Raw genomic sequence first — 15,761 nt, 5'->3', positions numbered from 1 at the left:
CCAATATTTAAGCCAGATGTCACCCCTTGTATGCCCCTAATCCAAAATATGTGCCTGAATGACGGCCAACGGAAGAGGCCCAAGCTTTAATAGATGGTCGTTGTAACGCTTATAACTCGGCACATCTTCTTTGGCCATAAATTCTTCACGCATTTGCATCAAATGAATTTCCACCAAAGCGGGGATCACATTTACGGCAGGTTTTTTGGTTACTTTGGCCACTTCTTCCTTCCATCCGTCAGGATCCTGCGGAAGGGCATTTTTCCAAAAATGAGCAATCATTTCTTCTTTCCACTGAAAATAGTTCACGCCCAAATCCACCACCAATTTGGCATTTCTTCGTATACGGGCATTGAGGCAGTAGAAGCGTGAAATCGGCTCATGCTGCAAGCCGAGATCAGGGCCCATCCCCTCACAAAATGCGGCCCAGCCATCGAGTAGCCCTCTTTGCTGTTCATGTGCCAATGCTGGGTAAGGCAATTTATAGGCATTCAGCTGATAATATTGCTTGCCAGGAACTTGTTGCCCCAACCAGTAAGTATCCAATTGCTGATAAGATAAGGGCTTTTCAAAAACAGTAGTCAGATTGAAATTGGGATATTTTCTGCCTGAAAAATAGGAAGGCATTCGGCTCAGAACGGTTTCATTCTTCAGCGTGGCATAACGCCATTGATCCGTAGAATCTTTCAGTAAAAAGTTTTGCTTGTCAAATTCCCGATTTAAATCCACGAGCTGATCATAATGGAATTCCTTCAGCAAGCTCAACTGCTCTTGTTTGCAATCGTTGATTTGCAAGTTCGCACTCGTGAAGATGTCTTCAAGTCTGATATTACGAAGCCCGGAAAGTTCTGCAATCCGAAAGCGGTACCAGTCCACTGCAAAAGGGAAACTGTGAATACCATCTGTAGGCAAGCCCAACAATCCCCAATTGGTATGAAAACCTGATTGTAGTTTAATTCTACGCAGGTTAGTTTCCAGGTCAAAAGCAATTGCATCGTACAAAACGAGCTGTGCCTGAGGCAATTCATTTTTATCATATTTAATGAATTGTTGCTGCATTTGTTGATAAAAATGTTGCTGGATCAACAGGGAATCCATAGACGGGATAGTCTGAAAGTACTGCTGATAATCCATAGGGCTCAGTCGGCTATGAAAACGAGCATTGGCTTTATCGTATTGCTGCAAAAATTGGGTGAATGATTGTGTGGCCTCTTGTTGGGTACAACCATAGGCTAAAAATACCGCCATCACCACAAAAACATATTTGATCATTATCTTCATGGTGTAAAATTAAGGATAGTTTTCAGATCCACCATTTTTGAGAAAAAAAAAGCACGACGAAAGCATAAAGCCCTGCCGTGCTGGAATCATATGGATGGATGATTTTAAATGTTAAAGCCCAAAAACTGATGAACAGCTTTTGACACCTGGCGGCCTTCCGCCAACGCAGTAACTACAAGGCTCTGACCGATACGGGCATCTCCTGCAGCAAACACTTTGGATTCATTGGTTGCAAAACCCGTAGATTTGATATTGCCCCACTTATCCAGCTGAAGTTTTAATTCCTCAACCACATTATCATGCTCTGGGTGTGCATAGCCAATCGCCAGCAACGCCACATCACAGGGAACTTTTTCCTCCGTTCCTTCAAGCTCGATCATCTTCAATCGACCATTCTCCTCAACCCATTCCACTGTTACGGTCTGAATGTGCGTCAATTCTCCTGCTTCATTGCCAATAAATGCCTTTGGCACTACCGACCACTGAAAACCACAACCTTCCTGCTGAGAGGTAGACTCGACAAAAACCTTCGGCTGCTCCGGCCAAGGGTTGTTCTCCTGGCGTTCTTTCGGTGGTTGCTGGCGGCGGTAAAGCTGACTGATTGTCGCGGCCTTCAATCGGTTGGATGTTCCAATACAATCCGAGGCAGTATCACCTGCACCGATAATGCAAACATGCTTTCCTTCGACAAGAATTTCATCCTCGGCAGCAAGCTGATCGCCTGCAACCCGCTTGTTGGATTGTTTCAAATAGTCCATCGCTTTATGAACCCCTTTCAGGTGTCGTCCAGGAATATCCAAATCGCGAGGAACGGTAGATCCCGTGCAAATAACGATCGCATCGAAGTCATCGGCCAATTTCTTTGCAGAAACCGACTTACCAACTTCGGCATTGGTTACAAATTCAATACCTGCGTCCATCATCAGTTGTACGCGACGTTCCACAGTCCATTTTTCAAGTTTGAAATCTGGAATACCATAGCGCAACAATCCGCCAATACGGTCATCACGCTCAAAAACAGTTACTGAATGTCCGTACTTGTTCATCCAGTGGGCAACGGCAAGACCCGCAGGTCCACTGCCAATTACAGCCACTGATTTACCCGTACGTTCCGCAGGAACTTCCGCTTTTATCAGGCCAAGCTCAAAGCCTTTTTCAGCAATCGATTTCTCGATATGTTCAATCGCCACCGACTCATTGTTGAGCCCCAAAACACATGAACCTTCACATGGAGCTGGACAAATACGCCCGGTAAACTCAGGGAAAGGGTTTGTTTTCGAGAGGATCTCCAAAGCCTGCTTCCAGTTCTGCTTGTAAACGGCATCGTTGAAATCAGGAATATTATTCCCCAGAGGGCAACCAGAATGGCAAAACGGAATACCGCAGTCCATACATCTTGCCGCCTGAGCATTGGTTTCTTCATCAGAAAATTCCTGATAAAACTCTTTATAATTTTTGATGCGCTCTTCAGGCTGAAGTTTACCTGGAAGAGCTCTATTATATTCTAAAAATCCAGTGATTTTTCCCATTTTTCTAAAATTTATCGCTTAAACTTCCGTCAACTTAGGATTTTCCGCCTGACGTTGGGCCTCTAAAACTCGCTTGAAATCCTTAGGCATTACCTTGATGAATTGCGCCAGACCTTCCTGCCAGTTATTCACCAGCGAGCGTGCGGTACGGCTACCTGTAAGCTCTTTGTGCTTATCAATCATTTTCATGATAAAGACTACATCTTCACCATCCAATGGATCGAGGTCAACCATTTCCATATTACAGTTCTTCGCGAATTTCTTTTTAGGATCATAGATATAAGCGATACCACCACTCATTCCTGCAGCAAAGTTTCTGCCTGTTTCGCCAAGCACAATCACCCGACCACCAGTCATGTACTCACAACCATGGTCTCCGATGCCCTCAACAACTACATTTACGCCTGAGTTACGAACACAAAAACGCTCACCGGCAATTCCACGAATATAAGCTTCCCCTTTGGTCGCTCCATAAAACGCTACATTACCCACAATCATATTTCGGCGAGGAGAATAACCTGCTTTACGGTCAGGGTAAACAACCATTTTCGCACCAGAGAAGCCTTTGCCCAAGTAATCATTGGCCAATCCTTCCAGTTTAAAAGTAATACCTGGTGCACCAAAAACACCAAAACTCTGTCCGGCATCCCCTTTAAATTTCAGCTGAATGGAATCTTCAGGCAAACCGCGCGAACGGTAACGTTTACTGATCTCATGAGAGATAATCGCCCCAACAGATCGGTCAGTATTTCTGATAGGATAACGCACTGAAGAAGGCTCACCAGCATCAATCGAAGGCCAGGTGGCATCAATCAATCGGAAATCCAGGTGGGCGTGTAAAGCATGCTCTTGTGGAACTTGCTTATACTGTACCTGCATGGAATCTTCCTGATGCAAGATTGGCGACAAATCCAATGTTTTGTGCTTCCAGTGTGCCAGTTCTTTCTTAACCGTTAATTTCTGAACCTGCCCAACCATTTCATTAATGGTACGGAACCCAAGATCAGCCATAATTTCACGCAATTCCATGGCCATGAATTTGAAAAGATTCACAACATGCTCTGGCTTACCTGTGAATAGCTTCCGCAGCTCAGGATTTTGCGTGGCCACGCCGACAGGACAAGTATTCAAATGACACTTACGCATCATGATACAACCTTCGGCAATCAGTGCAGCAGTAGAAACGCCCCATTCTTCCGCCCCTAAAAGGGTGGCAAAAGCAAGGTCACGCCCTGTTCTGATCTGCCCATCGGTTTGTAGCGTAATTCTGTTTCTCAGTTGGTTCATCACCAATGTTTGGTGTGCCTCTGCAAGACCAAGCTCCCACGGCAAACCTGCATGGTAAATGGAACTGATAGGAGATGCACCTGTTCCGCCATCAGCACCTGAAATCAGAATAGCATCCGCTTTGGCTTTTGCTACCCCAGCGGCTACCGTACCTACCCCTGCCTCAGAAACCAATTTCACATTGATTCTTGCATTACGGTTGGCGCACTTCAGATCGTGGATCAGCTGAGCCAAATCCTCAATGGAATAAATATCGTGATGTGGTGGCGGAGAAATCAATCCTACCCCTGGTGTGGAATGACGAACCTTACCAATCCAGGCATCTACTTTATGCCCTGGTAATTGTCCTCCTTCACCTGGTTTGGCCCCTTGTGCCATTTTGATCTGGATTTCATCCGCTTCCGACAAATAATAACTTGTAACACCGAAACGGCCAGAAGCTACCTGCTTAATTGCTGAGCGAAGGTTCTCACCGTTCGGCCCTGGCTTATAGCGAGCTTCATCTTCTCCTCCTTCACCAGAATTTGATTTCGCCTTGATGGAGTTCATGGCAATCGCCAATGTACTGTGCGCCTCATGAGACAAAGAGCCAAAGGACATTGCTCCTGTGGCAAATCTGCGCATGATTTTCTCCACAGAATCCACTTCTTCCAAAGGCACGGGGTTACTTTGCTGGAAAGTAAAGAGGTTACGCAAAGTGATCGGGCTGTCTGAAGACTCGTTGATCAGTTTTGCATACTGTTTGTAAAGCTCATAGTCTCCTGTACGACAAGCTTTCTGCATCAAGTGGATGGTCTCAGGCGTAAAAAGGTGCTTCTCCCCTTCTTTGCGCCACTGATAGTAGCCACCAAATTCGAGGTGATCTGTTGTTTGTGCAAATGCCTGTGCATGTCGTTCGATACTCTCTTTACAGAGATCATCGAAACTCAGTCCTTCCAGGCGTGTAACCGTTCCCGTAAAACATTTTGACACCACATTTTTCGCAACGCCAAGGGCTTCGAAAATCTGCGCACCGTGATAAGATTGCAGGGTAGAAATTCCCATTTTCGAGAATATCTTCAGCAATCCTGCACCAATCGCCTTAATATAATTTTCCGAAGCTGTTTCGAAGTCAACTTTCAGTCGATCCTCTAGCTCAAGCGCACGAAGGGCATCAAAAGCCAAATATGGATGAATCGCATTGGCTCCATAACCGATCAATGTAGCATAATGATGAACAGTGCGTACATCACCACTCTCAACGATCAAACCACACAATCCGCGTTGTCCGCTTTTCACCAATGACTGATGAACGGCGCCTACAGCCAATAAGGCTGGCATTGCCAATTTGTTTTCGTCCAAACCACGGTCCGAAAGAATCAGCACATTTGCCCCTTCCTCTACCATCGTTGCGGCCTGTGCGATCAATGCATCGAGAGCATTCTCCAGTGCGCCTTCTTTTTCAGATTTATCAAAAAGAATGGACAGCTTTTGGATATTGAAATGTTTGTGATCAAGGTGCTTCAGGCGCGTCATGTCCTTTTGTGTAAGCACGGGCTGTTCCATCACAATCTGACGACAATGTCCTGCAGATTCTCCCAAAAGGTTTAGAGAAACCCCCACAGAAGTATAGAGTGACATCACTGTGCGCTCACGGATAGGATCAATTGGCGGGTTACTTACCTGCGCAAACAACTGTCGGAAATAATGCGAAATATGCTGACTGTTTTTCGACAAAACAGCCAACGGAATATCTGCCCCCATTGCTCCAAGCGGTTCTTTTCCTTGCTCCGCCAAAGGAATCAATATTTCCTTGATTTCTTCTTCAGTAACTCCGAAAGCAACCTGATTGGCTAAAAATGGATAAGCTTCCTCTGACTCTTCAGTGGCAGGCAAATCCTCAATTGCCAATTGATTTTCTTTGAGCCATTGACCATATGGTTTTTGAGAAGAAAGCTCCTCTTTAATTTGCTCATCTTCGATGATCTTCCCTTCAATCAAGTCACAGACAAACAGCTTTCCTGGCTGTAATCGTCCCTGTTTCACAACCTTGGCAGGATCTATAGGCAAGGCGCCAACTTCAGAAGCCATTACCACATAATCGTCATCTGTAACAGCATAACGCGCTGGACGCAAACCATTACGGTCGAGGGTAGCCCCTACCATGTTACCATCCGTGAAACAAACTGCTGCAGGTCCATCCCATGGTTCGATCAGACTGGCATGAAAACGGTAAAAGTCTTTCGTTTCGTCGTTCATATCCGGATCCTGATGCCATGCCTCAGGGATCAGCATTCGCATAACATGCGGCAAAGGACGACCACTAAGGGTCAGCAACTCTACAACCGCATCAAGGTTGGCGGAATCAGAATGGTGGTCATCACAGATTGGCTTCAGCAAATCGAGCTCCGCCTTGGTAAACACTTCTGTTTCCAGGTTTTTCTCATAGGAGCGCATCCAGTTCACATTTCCGCGAATCGTGTTAATTTCACCATTGTGAGCGATAAAACGGAAAGGCTGTGCAAGCTTCCACTCTGGAAATGTATTGGTACTAAATCTTGAGTGCACCAATGCCAGACAAGAATGATACTCTGGATTATGCAAATCAGGATAATACTGCGACAACTGAAAGGTGGTCAGTTGCCCTTTATATATAATCGTTTTACTCGAAAAAGAAGGAATATAAAAATGCTTCTGTGCTATTGCAGAAAGGTCACGGTTAAGAAAAGTGGTGTACTTTCTCAGCACATATAATTTACGCTCCAGGTCAACCCCTGTGGCCCCAGATTTATGACTGACAAACCATTGCTCAATATTTGGCATATTCCGCGCTGGTGCTTCTCCGAGGATAGAGGGATCAGTAGGTACTGGGCGACGACCGATTAAATCGAAGCCGTGTTCAGCAATAGAGGTTTTAAGTGCCCGAACAGATTCCTGATAAGCATTAGGTGAAGGCGGCAGGAAAGTCATCGCTACGCCATAGCTTCCTTCATCGCCTAACTGAAAACCAAGCTCGCTGGCTTGTGTACTGAAAAATTCATGGGGGATTTTGGTAAGAATACCCGCACCATCACCTGAACGGTGATCGGTACCACAACCTCCGCGATGCTCCATATTTCGCAACATGGTAAGCGCATCAGCTACAACTTTGTGAGAAGCCATAGATTGTAATTGCGCAATAAAACCTATTCCACAACTATCATGTTCAAAAGATGGATCATATAATCCCTGTTGATGTCCTTCTGCCATACAAATTCCTATTTTAAAATCTCTTTAGTGTTAATCAAAAAACAATCATCCATAACATTGAAAGCGGCGTTCCATTGCCAATTTCATCACTATAATACAGTATTTTTAAATAATACTCAATAGCACTGTTCGTTTTACAACGGAATAAATAGTAAGTCTAAATTGTGAATTTTATATAGATTTTGACGTCTTGAGCCATTTACAACGGTATCTGTCATAAAATTTCAAAATAAACCATTTGAATAGGCTCATTTTTACAAATATCAAAATGATTTGAGCGTATTAAAATTTTGTATTTTTTTAGCCAAAGCAACATAAATATCAAAAAAGAATAATATTTATAACAATATTTGCACGCAGAAGCGATTAACAGAATTTTAATAGCCCTACAGGTAGCGGAGAACGGCACAGTCCTCAACTTTGAAAAAATGAATTTTTTATTGTTTATGTAATATTTTAATCTGAAAAAGTCGGATATAAGAAAATATTTATTGTAAATTGATTTACATTACTAAAGCTGATGCAAATGAATACCCCCGCATTGAAAAAAACGATTACCATTGAACTTGAGCATACAGAAGATGGTTTACTTCAAACAGTCAATATTGATTCCGACATTCAACCTGACCGTATCAAGGCCGTTTTGCAATACCTGATCGAAGATATCACCGAAAATCACGAAGACTCCACCACTGATGCTCCTGCCTCAGAAACTGAAAAGGCGTAAAAAAGCCCCTAACAAAGTTAGAGGCTTTCATTTTATCCTTTAATCATTGGTCTATTTCAGAAACCCAAAATCCATATTATCAGGCTCAATGAACAATCTTGTCCCTTCGTTCAAATAACGAATCTTACCCATATCCTCTGCTGATAGCTCAAAATCAAACAGGTCCACATTCTGATCGAGACGTGCAAGATTAACCGATTTGGGGAGCACTATAATATCTCGTTCAATGAGCGCACGTAATGCCACCTGAGTTGCTGACTTTCCATATTTTTTACCCAATTCTACTAAGGTTTCATCTGCCGCCAAGTCTTTCACTTTCCAAGACATCATCGGTGCATAGGCCTGTAGAAATATTCCGTGCTCTTTACAGAATGCCTGCAAAAACTGATTTTGATACTTTACATGACATTCCACCTGATTGACCGCAGGAACCACTTTACAGGTTCTGAACAATTCATTAAGGTGATGAACATTAAAGTTCGATACCCCAATAGCACGAGCCTTACCCTCTGCATATAGTTCTTCCAATGCCTGATACACTGCCACAAATCGCTCATAAGAACCCGGCCAATGCACTAAAATCAAATCTACATAATCAGTCTGTAACTTTTCAAGAGATGTCTTAAATGCCGCTTTTGTACCTTCAAAAGTAGCAACATCATTCCAAATTTTAGTGGTCAAGAAAAAATCCTCACGCTTTACGCCACTGGCTTTCCATGCCTTACCGACTTCCTCTTCATTACCATAAACTGCAGCGGTATCAATATGTGTGTAGCCATTCTGTAATGCGTGAACTACGGCATTATGGACCTCGTCATCAGTAGATTTCCAAGTTCCCAAACCAACTACGGGAATTTCAATGCCGTTATTTAAAGTTATCTTCTTCATGTTTTATGTTTATTGTGTCTATAGCAAATTAAAAACTAAATCTCAGACTTCAATAAAAATAATCAATCACTTATATCGAAAATACAAATTTAATATTAGGATTCGTTATCAAACTCAAGTTTGCCTACATTTCCTATTCTGCTGTCGTCTCCGCCTCAACTTTGGCCTTGTGTTTCCTGCCGAAAGTAAATACCGCCCCGGTGGTAATATTTACATTCTGAAGAGTGGATGGCTTGATCAGCCCAGTAAAATCATCGGTAACAGCATATACCTGCAATGGTCCCAAATTCAGCCTTACCCCACCACCAACAGCCATAGTTTGTTGCGGAGAATAAGAGTAAGAAACAATCGTTGATAGCATTTTGCCGACCCTTAAATCGTAAGAAGCCGTCATGGCATAGTTGAATTCATTCTGAAACCACTGCCCCATGAAAGTAGCGCCAAAATAATGTTTTTCACCGACCCTGTAGCGCGTTCCCAAATAAGCCTTGGCAGGCAACCACTCTACAAATTTTTGGTTTTGAAGCGTATCCATCTTCACCTCTTCCTCCATAAATGTTTGAAGGTCAAAATCAGCAAGCTGACTGTCTCCATCTATTCCACCTGTTAGGCTGATTTCCTGTGCATTGATTTCATAATAGCCTTTTTCAATTTTAACCGACTGCCCATTCAAGTTCCAGTTGATCGCCCCAATATCCTGCACAAAAAAACTCGCTTCCCAACGATCGGTGATCTTCACCTGTGTCCCGATATCAATCGCTCCACCGAAATTCCCCTGCATCTTTTTATTCTCCATTTTCTGCTCTTCCAAAAAGATGAGTGGATCAACCACCCCCGACATATTTACATTAGCCGCTTCAAAATCAATAGAAGAATTGAAACTTTGCCCATCCATACGGTAAGTCCCTTCAATCGGACTTGAGGACATGTACCCCATTCCCCACAGGAACTTCACACGCAGCCCGAGGCGTACACGATCGGAAAGTTTTCTGCTATCGCTTAATGACAACTGCCCAAAAAAGTGACTGTAAGTTTCGGCGTATAGGTACTTTTCCTGATCTGTCAGCCGCTTTCCTTCCAAAACATCCTGAATACTGATCGAACTGCTATTTCCATTGATCGCCAAGTCAAGAAAGTCCCGTGACATTTTTTGCTTGGTGAAACCCCGAACATCCAACGACATCATAAACATATTCTTTTCATCACCACCTCCCAAAGACAGGATATTCAACTGTGAAGACGCATAGGTTGTCGATACCTGTGGCAAATTCTTCACTGCCGTCCCCAGCGAAAGGTTTCGCTTTCCATTTTCAAGCATAAACAAATTTCCCAAAGTAGTTGGCGCAGAGAAATTCAGTGTATTTTGTGAAATGCCCGGAAGCCCTAAAATAAAACTTCCCTTGGCTTTAAAGGCAGGATTCATTGAGTGGGTCGCCACCAGATCCTCTGAAGCAAACTGATAAAGGGTTTTCTGAAACTGTGCCTGTGCATGGAACACCATACAACAGGACAGCAAAAAGGCGTAAATGATTTTCATAGGAGTAAAAGTTAGTTGGAAGGAGGGGTAACTTCAGTCATCAGTCCGAGATCAAATTCCATATGCTGATCGCTTGTGAACCTTGCAAAGTCAGGCGAAATATATTCCGTATCAAAAGTGAAATTGAAACGCACTTTATCTGCCGCAAGAAATTCATCCATGGCTGTTTCGTCGAGGTAGATGTAAGTATCGATACTGTCTGCTACAGCTTCAACGATCCAAAAATCCGCAGGAGCAGCCGCAAAAGCCTCCGAGCCATTTAAGAAATCAACTTCGAGTTTTACACCCATCGGCAAATCACTGAAGCCAGAAATCGTCAGCAGGCCTGTCGATAAACCTTCACCCTGAAAAATATCCGTATCGATCGCAGTCACATATTCAAAATTCACCTCTTGAAATTTCACCAACATCGGAATCACAAAAGTCGCCGTTAGGCTGATGGGATTAGTCGCTGACCAAGTGAATGTTCCGCCAGAGTTCCCTTGTGCATCCACTGCAAGCATAATGTTAATGTCCTCTGTTGAGGCATTCATGACCTCCAATAAATTACTGTTGGTGCTTTGAAGGCTATATAAACTTTCACTCTGAGCAATGTGTGTAAAAGCTGGTGATGGAGACAGTTGCGCTGCACCGTTGGAAATCGCACAAGTTGCACTGATAGGCAATGCCGTAGGGTTATTCAGGCTGAGGCTAACGGTTCCGTCACCCCACACAAAATTGGAATGGTCAAAATCAGGCACCATCGGCGAAGGAATAACTGAAGCAATGTTTTGGCTGAAATCCTTTACTTTTCCCGTGAAGCTATTGATCGCCAAGGCGGATAAGGAAGCATCGACCTGCATATTTTCAGGCAACGTATTGGTTGCCAAATTTTCGGTATTGATTTCAAGCTTTACCTTCACTGGGAAGCCCGTTTCATTGGGCACACCGTTAAATTGGAAGCCTGCCAAGCTGATCGAAATTCCATCGGACAAATCTTGCGCCGACAAATTAATAACCTCGGGCACGGCCGCATAGATGGTCAGTGTGGCCGATAGATCATTCATCTGAGAATGGCTGAAACTGAAATCAACCTGCCCTCCTGAAAGAGAAACCTGATCCATTTCCGCAATGATTCCGTCTGTAGATTGCAGTTGAAGTACATATTCTTCTTCCGTATTCGCTATTGGGCTCACCGCAAAATTTTCCTGCTGCGTTACAGGGTCGAAAGAAAACAGTTCCGACAAATCAATCTCGACCGTATTATGCAATTCATACCCTTCCGTGGTCGAAACCAACTCAAAATTACTCGAACTGTCCGCATCTGAATAAGCCCATACATCCTCAAATTTAAAGGAGGTATTTCCTATTGGAACAGCATAAGTTTTAGATCCTTCAACATCAATATCATAATTCTGAAAATCCGTCCATCCTTCTTCACATGAAAAGCTCAGAAATGAAACCAGCAATAGGCCAAGATAATTTCGCATTGTTCTATATTTTGTGATTACTACTGAGGATTAACACCCTCCCTTCACTGAATCACAACGTCCAATACGGAATAGATAGTTGGCTGAAATTAACTATAAATGATCAAGTTAAATCGCTGAAAAATTAAAATTTGGGTACAAAAAAGGAGTAAATAGCTTGTAATTTTTTAGACAAACATCACGTTTTCATGATGAGAATGATACATTGCTGAAAACAGTGGCACTAATCATGAAATAAAAAGGTAACCATGAGAAGGGGCAGTTGTAAGAAAATCTTAAAATTTAACCTCACCTATCGGCATTGATCAGCCCCAAACCCTATTGTATGCGAACTTTATAGCTTCCTAAATACCTTTTGACTAAAATTCCGCGCTGCCCTTTTAATGGGCTCTGCAATGGTACCAGGTAAGTATTGCCGTCCTGCGTCCCTTTTTTACTTTGCAGCTCAAATCCTTGGTTTAAATAGTAATCTACAATTACGGTCACTACCGCATCCTTTTCATCCAGGGAAAAATATGCTCCCTCACTATCAGCATCGACCACAAATCCCTGTTCATCAATCTTAAAGTCATGGAGGTACTGACTCAGGTCTGATCTTTCCTGAATGGAAATGGCAGTTTGCTGCTTTGGGCGGGAGTCGTTGGATAAATTATCAAAATATAAGGTACCGACAGAAATGAACAGTAGCAGGCCAAAACTACCGATAAGCCACAACTTTTTCATAAATTTAAATTTCAGGTTGATCAAGCAATAATAACCAATATTATAAGAATGATAAAGCCATTTGCACTAATTGATGCCCGTGCTCCAAAGGAGGCCATCGAGGCTTTACAAAAAATAATGCCAACGATTCCATTCCTGACCCAAGGATTAACCTATGCGGCGATTTCAGGGCACCCGGATATTTTCTTCGCCAGTATAAATCAAGAATGGATTATTGCCCCAAATACACCACAAAAATACATCGACCATTTCACCGCCCATGAAATCCCTTTTGAGCTTGGCGAAGAAGAAATTGGCGAAAGTTTAAGCGAAAGCACTTATTATAATGTGTTGTTTCACCAGCATACCCTTTATCACAAAGTGGGATTTACCAGTAAAACCATCCTCGAAAAAACTGCCGCTTTACCTTTTACAGCATTACCTCAAGCATATACAAGGTGTTCTGTGTTTGGCGTGGGGAAACATTTAATCACTTCGGATGGTGGAATTGCCAAGGTGCTGAAGCAACGGCAACTTTCGCATTGCCTGGTGCCTCCTCAACAAATTCTCCTTCCGCCGTATCCTTATGGTTTCATCGGTGGGACGATGGGATATTGGCGGGGCACGCTTTATTTTATAGGAGATCCGAGGCACCATGAATGCTACCGACCACTATTGGCTTACCTGAAAAAACACGATATTCAATGGCAAGCCCTGTACAATGGGCCACTTTATGATGGTGGCGGGATTCTATTTGTGGGCTAAGATGTTGTAAAATCGCCGAAAAATAACAATATTGATAAAAGAGGCTAAGGTTGCGTTAAACCTTCTTTACTACTTGCAAAAAATACGATTGCCTTAGCCTCTTATTTTTAACTTTCAGAAAGTGCCTGGCTTTTTTTCTTGATTTCTACCGCCTGACGGTAAATTGACCCCCACTGATCGTTCAGCAATTGTAAATCAGCCAACTTTTCCTGATTTGGAGAACTCCATTCACCCGCTTTCATTTCTCGCATACGAATTTCTTCCACACATTTCAGGCCTTCGGCCATTTGCTCAAAAACCTGATCTACCTGACGGTCATCCTCATACTTTTTCCAGCCTTTCAAAATCAGCAAGGCATCATCAAAAGCACGCAGTACCAGCCGCCTTACTTCAGCCAACCCTAAATCCTCGGCATATTTATTTCCCATCCGCTCTGCATAAATTGAAAGGGTGGCAATGGAAGTCATTAAATTGGCCGATTGAATGACCATCGCATAAATTTCTTCCCCATAAATTTGCTTGGATTTTGGTTCAGTCAGCATCTGATTAAAGGAAACATTAAGCTGACTCTGTGCCAAATGTGCCGACTTACGATCAATTTTATAATTCAGTCTTTTCGCTTCCTCTTCCGTGAAATAAGAAGATACACTTTCAAGATACTTCCTCATCGTCAAAATGCTGTGCTGCACATGGTCAATAATTGAAAGCCGTTGAAAATTAGGCAGAAACAAATAATTTAACAGAAAGGCAATCACCGATCCCAACACGGTATCATAAAAACGGATACCCACCAAATGAATGGCCTGTGTGTCGATAAAAGAGAACAACACCAATACAAAGGGCGTCAGGAACAGCACCCCAAAACCATAATTTTTGCCCAGCCAGAAGAAGGATAAAAGCGACAGTAAAGTCAGGAAAAAAAGCATTACAACGGCATTTCCCTGAAAGAAAAACAAAATTACTGACGCAATTCCGCAGCCCAGCACGGTCCCGAGGAAACGTTCAAAAGTTCGTTTTTTGGTTTCTGAAAAATTGGGTTTCATGATGACAATCACCGTCAGGACAATCCAATAAACTTGCTCCATACCTAAAAAGTGACCAATCGCCATCGACAGTAAAATGGCCAAAGACAGACGAATGGCATGACGATAAAATGGAGATCGAATATTCAGCTCTGATAAAATACGCTCCTGATGATTGTATTCACTCGCAAAAACCTTGAAATCAATTTCTTCCTTTTCAAGGGAAATATCTCCCTGACTGATTTTTGTCATGCGGTTCAACCGCCAGTTAATCTCCGTCAGGTTACGCATAATATTCTTCAGCGCTGTAAAAGAGGCCACAGGAAAATGATCCAGGGAAAGCTCTTTTACCTGTTGAATTTCAATATCAAGGTAATTTAAATGTTCCTGCTGATCATGATGCGTGGTATGCACCGCACCTACAGGCAACGATTCGGACATCCGCTGCAATTCCTGCCCATAACATTTAAGGATTTTATGAATTTTACAGATGATATCAGACTCGCCTAAATCTTTTTGCAGTTGCTGAAGGTCAGTATGTGATGCCGACAACATCTCAAAAGTGTCCACCATATGCCATACAATCATCCCTAACTTGCGGGCCCTTTTGGTCCCTCCTTTCAGGCCTTTTCGACGATCAAAAAGCTCTGTCCGACAGGTGGCCAAATCTTCAATCACCTTCACCCTCTGCGCTAAAATCAGATGGTCGGCCGCAGGATCTGCCGTAAATTGTGTGCTTCTTAACAAGGTAAATTTAGACAGGCTAATGAAAGCATTCCGAAGACTTTCCTCCGCTCCTTTATATCGGCCCACCCGACCCAGAAACAAAGAAACCAAGATATACCCAAAACCGCCAATGCTCATCCATTCGGTCCAGTGTACCGTTCCCGCAAAGTCTTTTTGCGTGGCCATAATATAACAAGCACCAATCAGCATGGCGTTACCCATAACGGCAAATCGGTTTCCAAAAACAGCTACCATTGCCCACAGAAAAGCACCGAAAACCATCCAGACCACTAACAGCCAATAGGATTGGGTAAATAAACCAGTTATAAAAATCGTAATTGAGAGCAAGGCCAAATTACGCAACAGCCAAATGAGCCGATCCTTCAAAACTCCTGGAGAATCTGAAAGGCCCAAAGCCAAAGCACCAAGTGCCCAAGGGACCGCCACCCCCCAATTGTTTGTAAAATATCCCCAAAATACGGGGAAAACCGTCGCCAATGTAATTCTAAAACCCAAAGATAAATTCCCTGATGTCAGGCGAAGAAAATTCCTGCTTTTAATCATAAGTCACAAAGTAAAGGATAATATTTAGCATGATAA

10 protein-coding genes are annotated in these 15,761 nt (G+C 43.1%); 2 read left to right on the top strand and 8 right to left on the bottom strand.

Annotated elements, in window-relative coordinates; genetic code table 11:
- Positions 1 to 36: 36 nt before the first annotated feature.
- The 3 genes from AABK40_RS20390 to gltB all read right to left on the bottom strand — a co-directional run bounded on the left by AABK40_RS20390 (position 37) and on the right by gltB (position 7,325).
- Positions 37 to 1,281 (bottom strand): DUF885 family protein, encoded by a 1,245-nt coding sequence (locus AABK40_RS20390; protein WP_338398948.1) that lies wholly within the window; start codon positions 1,279 to 1,281, stop codon positions 37 to 39.
- A gap of 104 nt (positions 1,282 to 1,385) precedes the next feature.
- Complete coding sequence (locus AABK40_RS20385; RefSeq protein ID WP_332920189.1) at positions 1,386 to 2,810, bottom strand: glutamate synthase subunit beta; 1,425 nt, start codon at positions 2,808 to 2,810, stop codon at positions 1,386 to 1,388.
- A gap of 18 nt (positions 2,811 to 2,828) precedes the next feature.
- Positions 2,829 to 7,325: a glutamate synthase large subunit gene (gltB, locus tag AABK40_RS20380; RefSeq protein ID WP_338398947.1), complete on the bottom strand. Its 4,497-nt coding sequence runs from the start codon at positions 7,323 to 7,325 to the stop codon at positions 2,829 to 2,831.
- A gap of 526 nt (positions 7,326 to 7,851) precedes the next feature.
- Here gltB and AABK40_RS20375 point away from each other — a divergent pair.
- On the top strand, positions 7,852 to 8,052 hold the full coding sequence (locus AABK40_RS20375) for a hypothetical protein (RefSeq protein ID WP_338398946.1): 201 nt from the start codon (positions 7,852 to 7,854) through the stop codon (positions 8,050 to 8,052).
- A 51-nt stretch (positions 8,053 to 8,103) separates the two neighbouring features.
- Here AABK40_RS20375 and AABK40_RS20370 read toward each other — a convergent pair whose 3' ends face one another.
- The 4 genes from AABK40_RS20370 to AABK40_RS20355 form a co-directional block, all read right to left on the bottom strand.
- Positions 8,104 to 8,940, bottom strand: coding sequence for an aldo/keto reductase (locus AABK40_RS20370; RefSeq protein ID WP_332920186.1), 837 nt, complete (start codon positions 8,938 to 8,940; stop codon positions 8,104 to 8,106).
- A gap of 133 nt (positions 8,941 to 9,073) precedes the next feature.
- Positions 9,074 to 10,477, bottom strand: a complete 1,404-nt coding sequence (locus AABK40_RS20365; RefSeq protein ID WP_338398945.1) for a DUF5723 family protein — start codon at positions 10,475 to 10,477, stop codon at positions 9,074 to 9,076.
- Between the two features lie 11 nt (positions 10,478 to 10,488).
- Positions 10,489 to 11,946 carry a hypothetical protein gene (locus AABK40_RS20360; RefSeq protein ID WP_338398944.1) on the bottom strand — a complete coding sequence of 486 codons (1,458 nt, stop codon included), beginning with the start codon at positions 11,944 to 11,946 and terminating at the stop codon, positions 10,489 to 10,491.
- A gap of 318 nt (positions 11,947 to 12,264) precedes the next feature.
- The gene (locus AABK40_RS20355) at positions 12,265 to 12,669 is read right to left on the bottom strand and encodes a hypothetical protein (protein WP_332920183.1); all 405 of its coding nucleotides are present in this window, start codon (positions 12,667 to 12,669) and stop codon (positions 12,265 to 12,267) included.
- Between the two features lie 48 nt (positions 12,670 to 12,717).
- Between AABK40_RS20355 and AABK40_RS20350 the strand changes: the two genes are divergently transcribed.
- Positions 12,718 to 13,413 (top strand): DUF6873 family GME fold protein, encoded by a 696-nt coding sequence (locus AABK40_RS20350; protein ID WP_338398943.1) that lies wholly within the window; start codon positions 12,718 to 12,720, stop codon positions 13,411 to 13,413.
- Between the two features lie 107 nt (positions 13,414 to 13,520).
- Here AABK40_RS20350 and AABK40_RS20345 read toward each other — a convergent pair whose 3' ends face one another.
- Positions 13,521 to 15,725: an FUSC family membrane protein gene (locus tag AABK40_RS20345; protein ID WP_338398942.1), complete on the bottom strand. Its 2,205-nt coding sequence runs from the start codon at positions 15,723 to 15,725 to the stop codon at positions 13,521 to 13,523.
- Positions 15,726 to 15,761 lie beyond the last annotated feature (36 nt).

It is taken from the genome of Persicobacter psychrovividus (assembly GCF_036492425.1).
Taxonomy (GTDB): Bacteria; Bacteroidota; Bacteroidia; order Cytophagales; family Cyclobacteriaceae; genus Persicobacter; species Persicobacter psychrovividus.
Note: the sequence above shows the minus strand (reverse complement) of the source record. Positions and strands in the feature narration are given on the sequence as shown.